Source organism: Vibrio sp. 2134-1, from assembly GCF_033339495.1.
This window is the reverse complement of sequence record NZ_JAWOUS010000003.1, coordinates 11,690-29,806: the sequence shown is the minus strand read 5'-3', so window position 1 is coordinate 29,806 and position 18,117 is coordinate 11,690. Positions and strand designations below refer to the sequence as shown.

The 18,117-nt window shown below is 44.4% G+C and carries 15 protein-coding genes; 4 read left to right on the top strand and 11 right to left on the bottom strand.

Annotated elements, in window-relative coordinates; genetic code table 11:
• From R7R78_RS04780 to napG, 4 genes are all read right to left on the bottom strand, one after another.
• Entirely contained in the window at positions 1 to 282 is a 282-nt protein-coding gene (locus R7R78_RS04780; protein WP_025768568.1) for a YrhK family protein, read from the bottom strand.
• Positions 283 to 488: 206 nt separating this feature from the next.
• Positions 489 to 1,670 (bottom strand): MFS transporter, encoded by a 1,182-nt coding sequence (locus R7R78_RS04775; RefSeq protein WP_005375129.1) that lies wholly within the window; start codon positions 1,668 to 1,670, stop codon positions 489 to 491.
• 199 nt (positions 1,671 to 1,869) lie between these two features.
• Positions 1,870 to 2,724 (bottom strand): quinol dehydrogenase ferredoxin subunit NapH, encoded by an 855-nt coding sequence (gene napH, locus R7R78_RS04770; RefSeq protein ID WP_225473184.1) that lies wholly within the window; start codon positions 2,722 to 2,724, stop codon positions 1,870 to 1,872.
• Positions 2,724 to 3,494: a ferredoxin-type protein NapG gene (napG, locus tag R7R78_RS04765; RefSeq protein WP_151515318.1), complete on the bottom strand. Its 771-nt coding sequence runs from the start codon at positions 3,492 to 3,494 to the stop codon at positions 2,724 to 2,726. Before napG ends, napH begins: the two co-directional genes overlap by 1 nt.
• 394 nt (positions 3,495 to 3,888) lie before the next feature.
• On the opposite strand from napG, the gene R7R78_RS04760 reads away from it, so the two are divergent.
• The gene (locus R7R78_RS04760; RefSeq protein ID WP_225473183.1) at positions 3,889 to 4,389 is read left to right on the top strand and encodes a GNAT family N-acetyltransferase; all 501 of its coding nucleotides are present in this window, start codon (positions 3,889 to 3,891) and stop codon (positions 4,387 to 4,389) included.
• A 46-nt stretch (positions 4,390 to 4,435) separates the two neighbouring features.
• Here R7R78_RS04760 and R7R78_RS04755 read toward each other — a convergent pair whose 3' ends face one another.
• Together R7R78_RS04755 and R7R78_RS04750 are read right to left on the bottom strand one after the other, a co-directional pair.
• Positions 4,436 to 5,413, bottom strand: coding sequence for an ecdysteroid 22-kinase family protein (locus tag R7R78_RS04755; RefSeq protein WP_225473311.1), 978 nt, complete (start codon positions 5,411 to 5,413; stop codon positions 4,436 to 4,438).
• On the bottom strand, positions 5,410 to 5,697 hold the full coding sequence (locus R7R78_RS04750) for a GNAT family N-acetyltransferase (protein WP_225473182.1): 288 nt from the start codon (positions 5,695 to 5,697) through the stop codon (positions 5,410 to 5,412). The genes R7R78_RS04755 and R7R78_RS04750 overlap by 4 nt, the downstream gene beginning before the upstream one ends.
• A 127-nt stretch (positions 5,698 to 5,824) precedes the next feature.
• On the opposite strand from R7R78_RS04750, the gene R7R78_RS04745 reads away from it, so the two are divergent.
• Positions 5,825 to 6,571, top strand: coding sequence for a flagellar brake protein (locus R7R78_RS04745; protein ID WP_042521645.1), 747 nt, complete (start codon positions 5,825 to 5,827; stop codon positions 6,569 to 6,571).
• A gap of 122 nt (positions 6,572 to 6,693) precedes the next feature.
• On the opposite strand, the gene R7R78_RS04740 is transcribed toward R7R78_RS04745, so the two are convergent.
• From R7R78_RS04740 to R7R78_RS04730, 3 genes are all read right to left on the bottom strand, one after another.
• Complete coding sequence (locus R7R78_RS04740; RefSeq protein WP_025768571.1) at positions 6,694 to 7,674, bottom strand: porin; 981 nt, start codon at positions 7,672 to 7,674, stop codon at positions 6,694 to 6,696.
• Between the two features lie 398 nt (positions 7,675 to 8,072).
• Entirely contained in the window at positions 8,073 to 9,701 is a 1,629-nt protein-coding gene (locus R7R78_RS04735; RefSeq protein ID WP_005375120.1) for a methyl-accepting chemotaxis protein, read from the bottom strand.
• Between the two features lie 293 nt (positions 9,702 to 9,994).
• Positions 9,995 to 12,355 (bottom strand): Lon protease family protein, encoded by a 2,361-nt coding sequence (locus R7R78_RS04730; protein ID WP_054574916.1) that lies wholly within the window; start codon positions 12,353 to 12,355, stop codon positions 9,995 to 9,997.
• 187 nt (positions 12,356 to 12,542) lie between these two features.
• On the opposite strand from R7R78_RS04730, the gene R7R78_RS04725 reads away from it, so the two are divergent.
• Together R7R78_RS04725 and R7R78_RS04720 are read left to right on the top strand one after the other, a co-directional pair.
• Positions 12,543 to 13,040: a hypothetical protein gene (locus R7R78_RS04725; RefSeq protein WP_225473181.1), complete on the top strand. Its 498-nt coding sequence runs from the start codon at positions 12,543 to 12,545 to the stop codon at positions 13,038 to 13,040.
• An 85-nt stretch (positions 13,041 to 13,125) separates the two neighbouring features.
• Complete coding sequence (locus R7R78_RS04720) at positions 13,126 to 14,757, top strand: ABC transporter ATP-binding protein (protein ID WP_225473180.1); 1,632 nt, start codon at positions 13,126 to 13,128, stop codon at positions 14,755 to 14,757.
• 242 nt (positions 14,758 to 14,999) lie between these two features.
• Here the strand turns inward: R7R78_RS04720 and R7R78_RS04715 are convergent, their stop codons facing one another.
• Positions 15,000 to 17,033: a prolyl oligopeptidase family serine peptidase gene (locus R7R78_RS04715; RefSeq protein WP_225473179.1), complete on the bottom strand. Its 2,034-nt coding sequence runs from the start codon at positions 17,031 to 17,033 to the stop codon at positions 15,000 to 15,002.
• A gap of 120 nt (positions 17,034 to 17,153) precedes the next feature.
• The gene (locus R7R78_RS04710; RefSeq protein WP_005375112.1) at positions 17,154 to 18,053 is read right to left on the bottom strand and encodes a LysR family transcriptional regulator; all 900 of its coding nucleotides are present in this window, start codon (positions 18,051 to 18,053) and stop codon (positions 17,154 to 17,156) included.
• Between the last annotated feature and the right edge of the window lie 64 nt (positions 18,054 to 18,117).

The window sequence follows — 18,117 nt, the reverse complement described above, 5'->3', positions numbered from 1 at the left end:
TCAGCGGCTCGCTGATGTGCCAGAAAGTTGCTTATTTAAACGACCAACATGAACTAAACTCATCAGTTTTATCAGGGGCTTAATGATCAACTGCGCACTGCCCACGATGAAAAGCCAAGTACCACTTTCAATCAACGAATCATTCAAAAAGAAAAAGCTACCAATTAAAAACCAAATAGCAATGAGTAGGTCGTTTGCAGCACCTAACGCCTCATAGCGGCGCTGAATAACGATGTGACGGCTTCCTAGATCTAAATCCAACTCTCTGCCATGTATCTGCACTGTATAGCTCCCCTCTTATTGTTTCGCGTCAGTTATGCCCAAGTTATTTCGAAATACTTAGTTCTAAACCCTAACGGACGTGGCATGCATTGACAACCATTGGAGGGATTATCTCTTTGCAATCAAAAGAAAAGGGCGCATAAGCACCCTTTTTAGCGAGTCTAATTACAGGTATTCGCTTTAATGATTAGATAGTGAGTGCCAACTTAACTCCACTTCAACAAGCGAGTTTCGTTGCCTTCTTCCGGCTTCGCTGGAATATTGAGTGACAACAGCAAGCTCACTGCAGCCATACCAGCGCCGATGTAAAATACGCTAGCAGGTGAAACCAGCCAAATCACACCAAACGTAACAGGTATTACAACCGCCGCAATATGGTTAATCGTAAACGCAACACCCGCGGTCGACGCCATATCTGCTGGGTCGGCAATTTTCTGGAAGTAGGTTTTAATCGCAAGCGCTAACGCGAAAAATAAATGATCGACAACATACAATGCTGCCGCCCACTCTGCCGTTTGCACCAAACCGTACCCGACGAACACGAAGATCAAACCGACGTATTCAAACATCAACGCTTTGCGCTCACCAACAACGCCGATAAAACGGCCTATTCGCTTCGCAAACAAGAAGTTAAAGACATAGTTAATCAGGAACAGCAACGTAATATCTGCGGCGGAGTAGCCAAACTTCTCTACCATCAGGAAGCCAGCGAATACCGTGAAAATCTGACGGCGTGCTCCACTCATAAACGTAAGCGCATAGTATAACCAGTAACGTTTACGTAGGATGAGCTTCTTGTTCTGAGGCACTTTTGTCTTAAATTGTGGGAAGGCAAATGCCATCACCAAAATGAGCACAAAACCTAAACCACCAGCCATTAAATAGACCGTTTTAAAATCAAGTTTGAGCTGTTCGAGCGAAACCCAAATGGCGCCGTAGGTAAACAGAGAAGCCAAAGCTCCAACAGAAATAAACTTACCCAGCATTTCTGGCGCTTCTTCTTTAGATAGCCATTGTAAAGACAAAGACTGCTTGAGTGTTTCAAAGTAATGGAAGCCGGTGGACATTAACAAGGTTGTAAAAAGTAGACCGTACAAAGTGGGAAAATAACCTGTTAATGCCGTACCAAGCGTAAGCATCGCCAAAGAGACGAGCATAAAGCGTTGCTCTCGGATAAACAGCAATACAAACACGGCGGTAAAGGCCAAAAAACCCGGAATTTCACGCACACTTTGCAATAGGCCTATGTCGGCACCATCAAAGTTTGCTTTCTCGATAACAAAGTTGTTCAACAACGCCATCCAGGTAGAAAAAGCAATGGGCACGATAATGGAAATTAACAGGAGGAAATTTTGCGGCGTTCTCCAGCCGTGCGATGAGGTAGTCATGATGTTTCCTTTAAATATGAAGGCATCATCATAGCTTTAAATGTAACAAATTCGCAATATCATTATTATTTTCAGCCCAGAGCAAGCAGATATGGCTGAGGAATATTGTTATGAAGATAAACATCGCGCTTAACTCCTTGGCTAAGCGCGATGTTCAAGTATCAAGAGAAATAAAGCATGAGTAAATGTGCTCAGTGGCTTAATCAATGACTTTTACTGATAAGCGATTTTTAAATTCAAACACATGTTCTGGACATACATCCAAACAACGACCACAGCTAATGCAGTTTTGATCCATAACTCGACGATCTCCCTCTTTCAAAGGCTGCCGAAGCACTTCTGGTTCTGGGCAAACGTAAAAGCAATCCATGCATTTGGTGCAATCTTCGCGGCGAACAGCAGTAACCCGCAACAGGCTTTTTCGGCCTATCACTCCATAGGTAGCCCCCAGTGGACATAAGTGCCCACACCACCCATGCTCAACCAAGAGTAAATCCAACACGAACACCAGGGCGATCAACACCCAACCTGCGCCCATACCAAACACCAACCCGCGATGCAGTGCCGCCACTGGATCTAACCATGTCCAAAGAATTGCGCCAGACAGCGCACTGCCCAACATCAAAACAGGGATCAGCCAATAACGAATCACGGGAGACCAACGATAGCTCGCTTTAATGTTGAGCTTTCGACGCAACCACGCCGCCAAGTCTGTCACGGTGTTCAACGGGCACACCCAAGCACAAAATGCGCGCGGCGCCAAAATCGCGTAAAACACCACGACAATCACTACGCCTAACAACGCATTAAACTCCGGAACATGCCCTGTCGCCAAAGCTTGAAGCACAATTAACGGGTCACTTAACGGCACGGTATCGAGCAACATACTTGATGACAGATTACCAGTTAGAATTCCCAGCGTCGGCCCAGCCATAAATAGCGCAATGATGGTGAACTGACATAGCCGACGTAAAATCAAAAACCGATGCGCGCGCCACCAACCAAGCTTTTCAAGCGCTTCTTTGCCAGCATTTTGAGCTAAATTCTTTGCCATTACTTACCTCCTTTTAGCGATTCAAGCGCACCTTCCGGCACAGGCGTCTCACTAGGGAGGATATTTTCGAGTGGTTTGTCGATCTCTTTCCAACCAAAATTGTAGTGGCTGCCCACTTTGCCTTTCGCCAAATCCGTCGGGACAACTTTAATAGCAGCGACATCCAACACGCACGCTTGTTCACACTTACCACATCCGGTACACACTTCGGAATTCACTGTAGGGATAAGTTTGGCGTGATAGCCGGTTCGGTCGTTGTGAACCATCTCTAACGTGATGGCTTCATCAATCAGCGGACAAACGCGATAACAAACGTCGCATCGTAACCCTTGCCAGTTAAGGCAAGTTTCATGGTCAATAAGAACCGCTGTACCCATTCGAGCATCATCAATATCGGTTAGTTTCGGATCCAGCGCCCCACTCGGACAAGCGACAACACAAGGAATGTCCTCGCACATTTCGCAGGGAATATCGCGTGCAGTAAAGTAAGGTGAGCCAGTCGCGACGGGTGAAAGTAATGTCGCAAGTTTCAGGGTATCGTAAGGACATGCCTGAACACACAAGCCACATCGAATACAAGTTGATTCGAAATCGCCTTCCGGCAATGCACCAGGCGGACGAATAGGCACACCTTTGGTTTCTCGAGCTTGGCTTTGTAGCGATTGTAAGCCCAATACACACGCAGCTGCGCCAACACCAGCCGCAATCCGAGCTGTATCACGCAAAAATCGGCGCCGACTTTGCGATATTTTAGACTGAGAGGATTTCATGCTATTTCCTCAACAAAACTCCCTTATCAAGTTAAGCATAAATAGCCCTAAACGTGTCGTTTCCCTATACCTCATAGGAGGTAACCCCATCCTCTATTGATTCAAGTCAACTGACGCACAGTGCCGTCGTCACAGTTTGACTAAATGCGTTTATTTACTGCGACATGAAATTCACCACGATACTCTGCAGTACGCGCCATTCTCAGTACAATAATTCAACACCTTTGCAATCTATTCGCTCAACTTGATGATAAATCACTACTGAAAATTAAAAAAAGACATCATAACAAGCTAATTTAAAAGGCATTTATCCATTAAACATAAAAAAACACTATCCAAATAAGAAAACTGTGGTTAGATTAAAAATTAAAACTAAAAAGCGAAGGAGAGAGGCATGGAAATTATCGTACGTCCAACGACCGTCGAAGACGCAGCGGCACTCGTAGAAATCTATTCACAACCAAAAGCACAACGTGAAACCCTGCAACTCCCAAAGCCTTCGCTCGCGATGTGGGTGGAAAGATTGTCAAACATACCTGATGGTGTTTATAGCTATGTCGCTGAAATTGATGGTAAAGTCGTCGGAAATATTGGCTTTCACCACTCTCTACGTCCAAGAACGATGCACACGGCATCGTTTGGCATCGGAGTACATGATAGTTTCCATGGACTCGGTATTGGTAGCAAATTGATAGATACAGTCACTGAACTAGCAGATAACTGGTTAAATGTGAGAAGAATTCAGATAGAGGTCAATGCCGATAACGACGCCGCCATTGGGCTTTATAAAAAGCATGGATTTCAAATTGAGGGTGAAGCGATTGACGGTTCCTTCCGTGATGGTGAATTCATCAATACCTATTACATGGCGCGCATCAGACCAGGCCAAAGATAAAACAAAGCCTCCTACTAATTGGAGGCTTTTCTTTTTAAACTTCGACTCACTTTCGTAAGTAAGCCAACGCTCTGCGAGTCAATGCTTCTGTGTAGGGATTGATCTTCCAGTGGTCGGAACTCCAACCTTTCACAAAGCGCTGAAAGTCTGCCCAAGCCACAGCAAACAAAGGACGCCATTCACGCTCGACTTCATTAGGGTCAAGATTCGGTTGATAGACCATTAGCGCGTGTTGCAACTGAGCAAAATACGTATCCAAAACCCAAACTTCCATCTCTGCACAACGTTCTGGCTTAACGGCACTACTCATAAACAGTGCCACATCTTTCATTGCACACCCACATCCAACGTATTGAAAGTCAACCGCAGCAACGTTTGATTCTTCTTCATCAAAACAGAAGTTCGCCAATTTGGCATCACCGTGTACTAGTGTTTTAAACTTAGCTTGCGAAAGCGTTTGATCAATCAATTGAGCCGCATTTTGTAGCTCAGTGTCTTGCAATGCTTCAAGCTCGTCGGGTCTGGTTGCTAAGTGCCAGTATGTTCCGGTATGCCACAACTTATCCGAACGAACATCGATGTATCGCGCATGAAAGTTCGCCAACCAAGTGAGGCAGGCTTGTAGATGCTCTAGCTGTGCATCTGTGATGACTTTTGGAAAGCCCACCTCGGCGAGATCTTCCATCACAATGAGCCATTCATTCTCCGATTGGAACGTTTTTAGACCTTGTGGTACTCGGCAGCGAGTATCCACCCCTCCGGAAAAATACTCATACCAATTCACTTCCACCTGATAAGAGTGCAACTTTCTTTGATGAGAACGGTCCGTATTCCAGCCTCTAGGATGCTCTGAAGGCTTAGGGAGTTTTACATGCTTAATGATCACCGAACGAGTAGAATAAGTAACTCGGACTAACTCTCCATAGCCTCCCCATAGCGATTGTATGACTTCTACAGAGCGGTAATTACCTAGATTGAGTTCCTGGCCAATATTTTGGTAGCGTTGGTGGTTGTTACTCATCATGCGAGCAGATGTGACCACGTTTGGTTCTTCTCCATATAGTGAATAACATATGGGCAAACTGGTTTGATTTGATAACCGAGTGACTCAATTTCTGGCAACACCGCTTCCATCATCACTTTTCCGTACCCCTTACCTCGCAGTGCTTCAGGAACAACCGTTGATGTAATGTGCATGACATTACCCTTAAGCTGATAAATTAACTTGGCTTTATAGCCCTGCTCTAAATCAACCCAGAATGTACTATTCGTGGCTTCATGAGTGGCTTCATGAGTTACTTTATGCATATCTTGCTCTCTAATTTTTGTTACAGATTGATTGAATCAAACTATATCACTGAATAAAATCGATACCATGCGAGAGTGCTGCTTCGCCTCACGCGATTACCTTCTTACATCAGGTACGACAATTATAATGAGAAATATGAGCCCAATTGCCAGAGACGGCAAGCTACCTCTGCAAAGCAAGAAGGCACCAGAACGTCAGGCAAGTACATTAAATAGCACCGATGCAATGGCAATGGTCGAACATGGCAGTGAAGTGAGCTTAAACGTCACCACCCCCGTTGGTACAAAGTTTATTACAACCAGCACATTTGTTGGCTGTCACTCAAATAATACTGCATTGATAGAGGTTCCGAACATCTCCGATGAAGACTTGAAGTTCTATTTTCAAGAAGGCTTTTGGATCAATGTAAAAGCCTACTCTCATCGAGGTGAAGGGGCCGTTATCCCATTTCGGGCCCAATTACAGCATCGACTAGGCGATCCGTACCCAATTTTGGTGCTAGACCTACCCAACACTATGCAGGTCTTTCAGCTTCGCAAAGAAGTGCGTTACGAAGTAAATTTGAGAGCGCGTGTTTGTTTAGAAGCCTATCGAACTGAATGCGAAATAAGAGATTTATCTCGTAGTGGCTGTCGTTTTGTAACATCACCAATGAGCCGACCACTTCAGGTTGGTGACCACGTTTCATTAGATCTAACGATGCCCGGAGAAAGTCGTATGCTAGCGCCGTTGCGAGGTCGTATTTGTAATTTACAAAAATCAACGCACTATGCTCGCTACGGAATGGAGTTTGATGAGGTTGGTAAAAACAACGCTAAAAACCTCCTCAGTCACCTCAAATTTGATGGTACTAAGCTCACACTAAAAAGATAGATTTTATAACCCCTACGCTTATCAAGAAGCTTTGAAGTGCTAGAAAACAAGAAACCCCTTACTTTTCAGTAAGGGGTTTTATTTACTAAGAATAAGGCAGTATCTTAGATAAGAGTCATGACTTAGAAGTCGTAACGTAGACCTAGCGCTAGCTCATCTTTTTCAGCCGCGCCTTCGTTATCCATTAGATCGAAGTTGTATGATGCGTAGCCACGGAAGTTAGGCTTGAAGTAGTAAGTTACATCAACAGCTAGGTTTTCTACAGTATCTGCGTCTTCTAGTTCACCTTTGTTGAACGTAGAAGTGAATACAGTTTGACCCATAGTGTAAGCAGCGGCTAGTTCGTAGCCTTTGTAATCAAAAGTCTTACCTGCAACATCCATATCCGCGCCAGTGTAGTTACCAGCGAAGTAGAAGTCACCTACAGAGTATGCAGCGACCAGCATGAACTCATCGCTGTCGTTTTGATCTGCGTAACCAGCACCTAGTTCAAAACCAGTGTTAGCAAACGCGTAAACACCAGATAGAGAGAAGCCATCTTCCTCGTTGTCTGTAAAGCCTTGTGCATCTGTTGTGCGATCAGCAAAACGGTAGCTAGCGCGTACAGCTAGCTGCTCGAATTGGCCTTTGTAAGACAGCATGTTATCTGTACGGTCAGAAACAGGCAGTTTAAGTGCTGCTGTGTTACCGTGGTAAGCCATAATGTCAGTAAAGTCAGTAAGAACCACTAGTGCGCCGTCGTTTTTACCGTAAGTTACTTCACCGTATTTGCCACCCAGACCCGCATAAGCGTAACGAGTTTCAAGACTGTCTGTCTCACCAACTTTGTTACCTTTAGAATCAAATACATCATAAGTTTTAGTTACAAACTCACCTTCCCAAAAACCAACGCCGTATAGGTTTTCATTGATTTCCTGTTTGCCTAGGAAGTTAAGACGGATGCGAGTACGGTCTTCTGCCTTACCATCCATCATAGAAAGACGCGCTTCAGCGCGGCCGCCCATCTCAAGAGAAGTGCCATCTTGGTTGTATAGTTCTGAAGCGACAACTTGAGATCCTGATGCCATTAGCGCCACTGCTACAGCTAAAGTTTTTAATTTCATTGTTATTTTCCATATCATTGTTTTATATGTGTTTTCTCACCAGAAAAACAGGACTTTTCTGTACCAACGAGAAAACTGGCGGCATAGTAGCAGCTGTTATTTTTCACGCAACGTGTTGAATAAACAGCGCTTATAGAAGAAAACACCACTTAAAATGACGATATGAATACCTCTCAACCATCAAGTTATCGGTTGAGTTAAAAAAAATGTTCGCGTCAAAAAAAAATTGACGAAAAAAATGTAAAAACAATATCACAAAACGTGATATTGCCCGCAAAAAAATCTTGTTAACTAACTGTTTTAGATAGACTTATTGATAATAAATCCGATTATTACAAACAAAAAAAATCCCTGAGCATTCACTCAGGGATTTAGAGATTTGATAAGTAGATGATGAATTAAAGCTTAAAGAAACTTAATTGCTCTTTCTGCTTCTCTGCAAGTAATGAAAGCTCAGTACTCGCACTTGCACTCTGGCTGATGCCCGCTACATTTTGGTTTACAAGCTCTGACATGTTAACCACGTTGCGATTGATATCTTGAGTAACTTGAGACTGCTCTTCGGCTGCGGTTGCTACTTGCGTGTTTGAATCGTTGATGTTGGCGACCGACTCGGTAATTCCAACCAACGCTTCATTCGCTTGTTGCGTCAGCTCGTTGTTGCGGCTAAGCATATCAAGGCTGACTTGCATACTGTCATTCGCCAGCCCAGACTGCGCTTGAAGCTCTTCAATGATCGTTTGGATCTCTTGTGTCGAGTCTTGAGTACGCGCTGCTAGCATGCGTACTTCATCAGCTACTACCGCAAAACCACGACCAGATTCACCAGCTCGCGCCGCTTCAATCGCAGCATTCAATGCTAGCAAGTTGGTCTGCTCAGATACGCCGCGAATCACTTCAATAACATCGTTGATCTGTACAGATTGCTCTTTTAGACGCAAAACAACTTGCGCTGCATCGTTCAATGCTTGAGACATTTGCGCACTTGCTTCCGCACTTTCTTGGAAGATAGCCAAACCTGATTGAGCAAGTCCATCAGCTTCACGCGCGGTTGCGTCAGCAGAGGTCGCGTTATCACTCACATTATTCGCAGTGCTTGCAAGCTCGTTAACCGCAGATGCAACTTGCTCGATCTCCGCCAACTCTTGTTGAGCGTTCGCTTCCGCTTGCGTCATTACCGCAGCTAATTCGGTCGATGCAGATGCAACTTCCTCACTAATACGGGTTAACTGGTCCACAGTGTTGTATAACTGCTCTGCGGTTTGGTTTACATCTTTGCTCAGCTTAGAGATCTCATTGTCCCCATCGACATCTGCACGTACTGATAGATTACCCATTGCTAACTGACGCATCACTTCTTGCAGCTTTTGGATTGGTGTAACAATCATGCCAGACAGGAACCAAGCGCCTATCAATGAGAAAGCAAATACCGCTAAAACCGTCAACATAGCGTTATTTTGCACACGTTCATTTTGCTGATGACTTCTGATAGTAGATTGTTCAGCTTGCTCGTTTACATGCTTTGATAGCGTGTTAATTTGTTGGACCATTTCTCGGCCAACATTGCGATACTCTTTGACAAATGCACGGTACTCGCTATCCGATTTCAAACCTTGATCGTATTGGTTGAAGAAAGCAACTGAGCGCTCTGAATATCGCACATAGGATTCAATTGCTTGGCGAACTTTAACGGCATCGTCACGGAATAGGTTTCGGGCTTCAATTGCGCTTAAATCGGCATCAACTTGCTTTAAGCCTTCTTTCAATTCGGTTAGAAAATTCTCACGACGAGAAGCATCGTAAATAGCGTAAACCGCGCTTATGCGCAGAGGGTAAATTTGGTCGTCAATACTCGCCAATGTGTCTTTGTGAAAAACCAAAGATTCTTGGTTGGAAGCAATAACATCTTGCTCTGCTTGAAGATTGTTTTTAGTAATCCAAAGAGCAATAAACAAAACAATCGCGGTAAATAATACCGGAACCAAAATTTGCGTTCGTACTGACAAATTTTTCAGTGATAACTGCATGACAGGGCCTCAGTTGTATGCGTGATGTCTATATCCAAACAAACTCGAGCAGTGCCTATAACAACGTTACTTTTCGGCAGTTTGAATATCTATGCTTCCTTGCGACGGGATAAATCCCAGACGAATAAACAAGTGGCGAATATTAGAGGTCGATCACACTTTTGTCTAGTACAAAAACTCTCCATTTTCAATCTGTTATTGACAATATCCCGACAGTGGCGTCGGGATATTGTCGTTATGATAAATTATGATCACTTATGATGAGATACATTCACATTTAGGACGGTTTCAGCCTATTTTCTCAACGAATTGAGCTTAGCTTGAGCAAGGCCAAAAATGGTATCGATTGGATAAGAGCCTTCATCGGTTGGCTCACCAGCAACTTTCCCCGTAAACAATTCGATAGCTTCAGTAACATGGTCAATCGCCCAAATATTAAACTCGCCTTTTTCGACTGCTTTCACGATGTCGGAACGAAGCATTAGATTGTGAACATTAGAGCGCGGAATAATGACCCCCTGCCCGTCATGACGACCTTTAATTACACACACATCATAAAAGCCTTCGATCTTTTCGTTTACGCCACCAATAGGCTGAGCTTGACCAAATTGATTCATCGACCCTGTTATCGCAATGTCTTGTCGGTTTGGTTGCTTTGAAAAAGCAGACACAACCGCACATAACTCAGCCATGCTGGCACTATCACCATCAACACCACCATAAGATTGCTCAAAGGTAATGGTTGTCGTTAATGGCACTCGTGCCGTTTTACCAAATACGGAAGATAAGTAGGCAGACAAAATCATCACACCCTTAGAGTGAATACTGCCCCCCAAATCCACGCTGCGCTCGATATCGATAACCTCCCCATCACCGTAACACGTCGTCGCTGTGATGCGATTCGGTGCACCAAACATGTAGTCACTAGTGCTCAATACCGAAAGTGCGTTCACTTGGCCTACGGCTTCTCCTTCGGTGCGAATCAGCGTTGTGCCGTTAATAAAGGTTTCCATTACGTTATCGCGTAATCGGCTTACTCGCATTTCTTGGTTATTGAGCGCCTCTTCAACATGACCAATACGGATCATGTTGGAGTTGGCTTGACGAGCCACGTAATTCGACTCTCGAAGCAAGTTGGCGATATTAGCCGAATGTAGAGATAGCTTGGATTGGTCGCCAGACAAACGTGAGCTGTATTCGATGATCCGAGCAATGGCTTTGCGATCGCAATGCAGCATATTGTTGTCATGCACCACGCTAGAGATAAAGCGCGCGTAATGCAGCTCAGACTCCGGCGTACGTTTCATTTCGTCTTCGAAATCTGCCGTCACACGGAACAACTCGCTGAACTCTGGATCGTAATGTTGGAGTAATTGGTAAGTTCGGTAATCACCAAATAAGATAATTTTGATATCAAGCGGAATCGGTTCAGGATCGAGTGATACCGCTCCCGTCAATGTGACTTCTTTTTCTAGAGACGTAAAACTCAATTGACGAGCACGCAATGCGCGCTTCAAACCATCCCAAACGTAAGGCTGTTCAAGTACTTTCTGAGCATCCATTAATAGAACGCCGCCATTCGCCTTATGCAAGCTCCCTGCACGAATCAGCGAGAAGTCGGTAAACACCGTTCCCTTGAAAGTGGCAGTCTCAATCGACCCGAAGAGTGAATGATAGTTGGGATTTTCTTCAACAACGATAGGAAATTCGCTGCTTTTACGGCTTACCAAGACATTCACTTTATAACGACGTGGCAATTTTTTATCCAAGGATGCCGTCGCAATTTCGCCTTGCTCGCCACTTTGGTCAAGGAAGATATCTGCGTTTTCAACAATATCTTTTTGCAGCTCAGTTAAGTAGGTTTTGATTTCGGAATATTGCGCGTAATCCACTTTGAGTTTTTTGATGAAGTGAGTAATCACATCAAGCGTCACTTCATCATTGAGCTTTTTGATTTTATCGCTGTATGTCTCTTCCCACTCCGTAAGCTCACGAACCATCGAGCGCAATCGCACTTCGAGTTCATCAATAGCATCGCTGAATTGCTCTTGTTCTTTTTTGCTTAGTACATCAAAAGACTCTTCCGTATGAAGCTCATCACCGTTCATGGCGACAAACTGATAATCCCCCTGCGTAGTCAGTGTTAGGCTGATGCCCTTTTCTTTTGCCTCTCGACTAATACGATCCAGCTCGTTTTGTTGCTTAGCTGCCAATTGATTTTTTAATCGCTCAGCGCGGCTAAAGTACATTTCATTGTCGAATGCTAGGGGTAAAGCATTTAATAATTTGCCCATTAAAGCTTCAATATCAACACGTAGCTTATTTCCGATACCACAAGGCAGCTTTAATACCTTTGGTGTACGGGTATCCTCAAAGTTCGCAACGTAACACCAATCAAACAGGGCTGCTGCATCGTGCTGGTGACGATTCAGATAGCGCAAGATCATGGTGCGTTTACCTAGCCCATTCTGACCAATGGCGTAGATGTTATACCCTTTCTCTTTGATGGACATCGCAAACTCGACCGCTTTTTGCGCGCGCTCTTGGCCCACGATTTCATCAATTGGAGGTAACTCCTTGGTCGACTTACATGGCATATTCTCTAGATCTGCTACAGAATATAGCTGCTTAGCTTCCAATCTTAGTATTGCCATATCCACTTCCTTTTTTCTTATTTTCGTTATTTGAGTGTAGAGATTATTTGCTTAATTTTAAGTGATTTACCTTCCACCCTAGATTGATTGGACATTTTATGAACACATAAGTGATATTAACACGCACTTGCAATTGATAATCAATTTCATTTAATATCTAAACAAATCAAATGTTGTGGAGATGGATATGAATATTGAGCAATGCTGGATGCGCTACTTAAAAGCGGAGCAACTGATGGAACAAGGCCATTGGCCAGAAGCTCATCGTTTATATGACGACGTGCTCAACAATCTACCCAACCACATTCATCTAGCGCTAGAAAATGCACAAACTAAACCTTGCCAGTTTGTATGTCTCATTACGGGGCTTAGAGATGCCAGCGTGACGCAATCAGAGATTCTCAACAAACTCGGCTTACAGCATGATGCGTTCTCAATACTCAATCAAACTTACGCGCTATTTCAATTTTTGCAGCTAGAGAGCCATGAACTGATTGAGCGCTTAGGTCACCTACTTGGTCAACAGAGCGAAGACTTGTTAGCTCACATGGCGGCATTTTGCTCTGCCCAACGTAATGCTCAATGGATGATAGAACTCGAGCACGTAACGCGCGCACATGAGCAGTTCTTACATTTGCAAGCAATGAGTTCGGCAAAATCTTCGCCTTCTCACCTGTATAATTAATCTAAAGCTCAAGCATTGAGGACAACTAGGTTTGTGCTGTCCATTACTTGAGTATCATTTGCTTTATCAACCACAAGGATCTGTGATGTCTTCTAAAACCATTCTTTCGGTGAACAACCTATCAGTCAGCTTTACGACAAACGATGGGATCGTCGATGCAGTAAAGAATGTTAGCTTCGATTTAAAAGCAGGCGAGACGCTGTCCATCGTTGGCGAATCTGGCTCTGGCAAGTCAGTATCAACCAATGCACTGATGAAACTACTGCCAGACAACGCTATTTTGCATGAAAGCTCATCCATCATGTTTGAGGGTAGCTCCATCTTGGATAAAACAGAGCGTGAAATGCAAAGTATTCGCGGTGATCGCATTGGCATGATTTTTCAAGAGCCGATGACCTCACTAAACCCGTACATGCGGGTGGGTATCCAAGTCGCTGAGGCCATCATGTGTCACCGCCCGGTCGACAGACGAACAGCAAAAGCAAAGGTGTTAGAGCTGTTTGAATTGGTTCATATGCCAAACCCAGAAAAAGCGTACAACAAGTACCCACACGAATTTTCTGGTGGTCAATTGCAACGTATCATGATTGCGATGGCACTGATTAACGAGCCCGATATTTTGATCGCCGACGAACCAACAACGGCGTTGGATGTCACGGTTCAAGCAGAAGTGTTGCACCTGATTAAAGAAATTCAGGCTCAGATGGGCATGGCAATCCTATTTATTACTCATGACTTAGGCGTCGTAAAACACTTTGCAGACCGTGTCATTGTGATGTGTAAAGGAGAAGTCGTCGAAGAAGGCGAAACACAAACACTCTTCAAGGACCCAAAGCACGAATACACACGTATGCTAATCAATTCGATTCCTAAAGGCAGTAAGGAGCCTATTAGCGAAAGTGCTACGCAGCTGTTAAAGGCTGACGATATACGAGTCAAATTCTTGGTAAAGTCGCATTTTATTGCGAGCAAGAATGAGTACTTCGAAGCGGTAAAAGGCATTTCTCTTGAGCTTAAACAAGGAGAGACCCTCGGGATCGTCGGGGAGTCCGGTTCAGGTAAGTCTACACTCGGCCGAGCTTTGATAGGTCTACTGCCCTCAACTGGCAAAATAGAATATAAAGGCCAAGATATGGCCTTGCTGACAAACAAAGAACGTTTTGAGCTGAAAAAAGACGTTCAGATGGTATTCCAAGACCCTTATGGTTCGCTTTCTCCTCGTATGACTATCGGCGAGATCATCACAGAAGGATTAACTGTCCACCAACCAATGTTGAGTAAAAAAGAACGTATGCAGAAAGCGCGCAACGTGCTCCGTGAGGTCCGCTTAGATCCCGCGTCCATCAACCGTTATCCGCACGAGTTTTCAGGAGGGCAGCGTCAGCGTATTGCTATCGCGCGAGCACTGATCCTTGAACCTTCGTTTATTCTGCTTGATGAGCCAACCTCTGCATTAGACCGCTCGGTGCAACTGACAGTGATTGACCTTCTGAAAGATTTGCAGAAAAAACACAATATTGGCTACTTGTTTATTAGCCACGATCTATCAGTAGTTAAAGCACTCTCTGATCGTGTTCTAGTCATGCAAAAGGGCGAGGTCATGGAGCAAGGTACGGCCGAAAAGATTTTCCAAAACCCTAAAAATGACTACACGAAAAAACTGATAGATGCCTCATTTGATCTTGAAAACAGTGAAAATCAGCACAATGTGGCTTAGGTTCATCACAGTTTCATATTCATAAACTAGGATTAAGAAAAGGTGATAAATTCATCTTGTCTTAAGAATGGCGTAGCTGCCTTTCGGTTTGGCCGCCGAGACTGGTTGGTTCAAGAGTCAGACTTAGTCAACCTGGCTCAAATACTGGCAAACAGTATGAATTGAGTTCCCCCAACCATGAAAAATGCCGCGACACTGTCGCGGCATTTTTTTATTCTCAGAAGCTTCGAACAACTAGGGCATTAAATCGACTCAATACCCATATTATGTAACGTAAATGCATACACGTCTGTGGTGAGGTCAATTTGCTTACTCAGCGGCATTCCTGCACCATGACCGGCATTAACATCAATGCGTATCAATACTGGATTAGCGCCTTGCTGTTTGCCTTGCAGCTCCGCAATAAATTTGTACGAATGTGCTGGCACAACTCGGTCGTCGTGATCAGCAGTTGTCACCAAGGTAGCAGGATATTGCACGTTTTCTTTTACATTGTGAACAGGAGAGTAACCAAGCAAGTATTGGAACATCGCTTCACTTTGCTCCGACGTGCCATAGTCATACTTCCAGCCTTCTCCAGAAGTAAACGTGTGATAACGCAGCATATCAAGCACGCCAACCGCAGGCAACGCGACTTTGAATAGTTCAGGGCGTTGCGTCATACACGCTCCAACTAACAAACCACCATTAGAACCACCGCGAATCGCTAGGCGATCCGCGCTAGTGTATTCGTTTTCAATCAGGTATTCCGCCGCCGCAATAAAGTCATCAAACACGTTTTGCTTTTGCTGCTGAGTGCCTGCGTTGTGCCAGGCTTTACCGTATTCACCGCCGCCTCGCATGTTGGCGACAGCGTATATACCACCCAACTCTAGCCAGTTGGCTACATTGCCAGAAAACATTGGAGTGAGGCTGATGTTAAAACCGCCATAACCATACAGCATGGTTGGCGCACTGCCATCAAGCGAGATGCCCTTCTTATATGAGATGATCATTGGAACTTGCGTGCCATCTTTTGAGGTGTAGAACACCTGTTTTGACTCATACTCATTGCGATCGAACGGCGCTTTTGATTCTTGGTAAAGCGTCGATGCACCAGATTCGACATCAAATGAGAAGATCGTCGGTGGTGTCACGTAGTTAGTAAAGGTGTAATACAGCGTGGTTTCTTCTTTTTTACCCGCTAGACCGTAAGCCGTGCCCTCTCCCGGCAGTTCTACATCTCGAATCCACTCACCTTGGTAGTTAAACTGCTGCACTTTAGAAAGCACATCCACCATATAAGTCGCAAACAGATAACCGCCACCTTTGCTGATTTCTAGCGGCTGTTCTTGTTCAGCAATCACGTCAGCCCATTGTTCTGTCTGAGTGTTGTAGCTGACAACTTTGCCGTTCGGCGCATCTAGGTTGGTGTAAAGCAGCAAGGTTTCGTCTTGACTATCAATTAAGTAGGTGTCGCCTTGCGTTGTATCACGAAGCGTCACAATCGCTTGGGACTCAGACTGTAAATCGATATAAAACAGACGATTACCCGATGTAGATTCTGCGCCAGAGATAATGAGGAAGCGATCATCTGTCGTCGTCGTACCAGACACATAACGATGAACTTGCGTATCCAACTCACCAAAAATCACTTTGTCTTCAGATTGAGATTTACCAAGTTCATGATAATAAAGCTTGTGATGCTCAGTTCGAGCAGACAACTCACTGCCTTGCGGCTTATCGTAGCTTGAGTAATAGAAGCCTTTGCTGCCCAGCCAAGAAATCGACGTAAACTTCGCATCAACAATCTCAGGCTCTAACTGTTCTTTGGTTTCCGTATCAATGACAAAGATCTTACGCCAATCACTGCCCCCTTCCGAGATGGAATACGCGACCAAACGGTAGTCTTTAGAGAAGCTGACTTCGCCAAGAGAGGTCGTGCCCTCTTCGGAGAAAGTATTTGGATCAAGGAAAACCTCGGCTTCTCCCTCGCCTTTACGTCGATACAATACGCTTTGGTTTTGCAAACCGTCGTTTTTGTAGAAGTAGGTGTAGTCACCACGTACAAATGGCTGGGAATATTTTTCGTAGTTTTGACTGTTCGCCACTAAGTCACGGATTTGTTGGCGGTACGGTATCTGACCAAGGAAATCGAAGGTGACCGAATTTTGACCCGAAACCCATTGTGCGGTTTCTTCACTTCGATCATCTTCTAACCAGCGATAAGGGTCGGCAATGTCGTGACCAAAATAAGTGTCCACGACAGAATCTTTACGTGTTTTTGGGTAATGCATAACGTCCGTGTTACTCCGTTGTTTTTATTAAGTTGTTTATCTTCAATCGTTTTATTGCGGTGATTACCTTAGAGCACCCAATTTTGATTTCAACGACATTGTTTTAAATCTATGAAGAACCTAGAAATAATGAGATATCGTTAAGTACCGGTCACGAATGTGCTCAATAAGCAGCTTTACTTTGTTCGGTGGTTGACGAGTAAACGGATACACCGCGTAGATACCCAACTTTTTACCTACTAATTCAGGAAAAATATCCACCAGTTGACCATTACGAATGTCGTGATACACCAAACAGCGCGGGACGTAAGCAATACCATGGCCGCCCAGAGCGGCTTTACGTAATGCGGTCGCGTTATCAGTAGAAAAGCAGCCCGATACTTTGACGATGTAATTGCCATCTTCTCCTTTAAACTCCCAATCCGTTGCACCTGTGGTTTGGTAAGCGTATTGCAGACAATTGTGCGTGGTGAGATCAATCGGCTCGATCGGTTTCCCATTTTTAGCGATATATGAAGGGGACGCGCATACCACCCATTGGGAATCGAGAATATGTCGTGCGATCAAACTGGAGTCGGCTAGGTAGCCAGTTCGAATGACTAAGTCGTAACCATCAGCCACTAAATCGACAAAGCGGTTATCCAATGACATGTCCACGGTCAGACCCGGATGAAGGTTACAAAACTCGGCAACAGCATCAGCAAGTATCAAATCTCCAGAGATACACGGCACGGACATTTTTATATGACCGCTCACATTCTCTCCAAAGCCTGCAACAGCATCCATAGCCTCCTGAGTGGCCTGCTTCACATTTTTAGCACTGTGGAGTAACACCTTACCTGCCTCAGTCAAGGTTAATTTGCGCGTTGTTCGATATAATAGCTGAGCCCCTATTTCTTCCTCCAACCTCGCCATTCTTTTGCTAACTACCGAATTTGTAAGGTTATTTGCCTCTGCAACCTTACTAAAGCTGCCAAGTTCGATTACTTGAGAAAATAGAATTAAGTCGTCTGCTCTCATACCATTATGTCACTTTTGGAATTAATTATTTTCATTATTTCCCTATATCAACAAAAAATAAAGG

Bases quoted from the DNA above. Each gene is read 5' to 3' on its own strand.
- R7R78_RS04715 (WP_225473179.1), bottom strand. From the start codon at position 17,033: ATGCATTACCCAAAAACACGTAAAGATTCTGTCGTGGACACTTATTTT.
- napH (WP_225473184.1), bottom strand. From the start codon at position 2,724: ATGGCAAAGAATTTAGCTCAAAATGCTGGCAAAGAAGCGCTTGAAAAG.
- R7R78_RS04730 (WP_054574916.1), bottom strand. From the start codon at position 12,355: ATGGCAATACTAAGATTGGAAGCTAAGCAGCTATATTCTGTAGCAGAT.
- R7R78_RS04755 (WP_225473311.1), bottom strand. From the start codon at position 5,413: ATGATGAGTAACAACCACCAACGCTACCAAAATATTGGCCAGGAACTC.
- R7R78_RS04720 (WP_225473180.1), top strand. From the start codon at position 13,126: ATGTCTTCTAAAACCATTCTTTCGGTGAACAACCTATCAGTCAGCTTT.
- R7R78_RS04745 (WP_042521645.1), top strand. From the start codon at position 5,825: ATGAGAAATATGAGCCCAATTGCCAGAGACGGCAAGCTACCTCTGCAA.
- R7R78_RS04760 (WP_225473183.1), top strand. From the start codon at position 3,889: ATGGAAATTATCGTACGTCCAACGACCGTCGAAGACGCAGCGGCACTC.
- R7R78_RS04740 (WP_025768571.1), bottom strand. From the start codon at position 7,674: ATGAAATTAAAAACTTTAGCTGTAGCAGTGGCGCTAATGGCATCAGGA.
- napG (WP_151515318.1), bottom strand. From the start codon at position 3,494: ATGAAATCCTCTCAGTCTAAAATATCGCAAAGTCGGCGCCGATTTTTG.
- R7R78_RS04725 (WP_225473181.1), top strand. From the start codon at position 12,543: ATGAATATTGAGCAATGCTGGATGCGCTACTTAAAAGCGGAGCAACTG.
- R7R78_RS04735 (WP_005375120.1), bottom strand. From the start codon at position 9,701: ATGCAGTTATCACTGAAAAATTTGTCAGTACGAACGCAAATTTTGGTT.
- R7R78_RS04775 (WP_005375129.1), bottom strand. From the start codon at position 1,670: ATGACTACCTCATCGCACGGCTGGAGAACGCCGCAAAATTTCCTCCTG.
- R7R78_RS04750 (WP_225473182.1), bottom strand. From the start codon at position 5,697: ATGCATAAAGTAACTCATGAAGCCACTCATGAAGCCACGAATAGTACA.
- R7R78_RS04710 (WP_005375112.1), bottom strand. From the start codon at position 18,053: ATGAGAGCAGACGACTTAATTCTATTTTCTCAAGTAATCGAACTTGGC.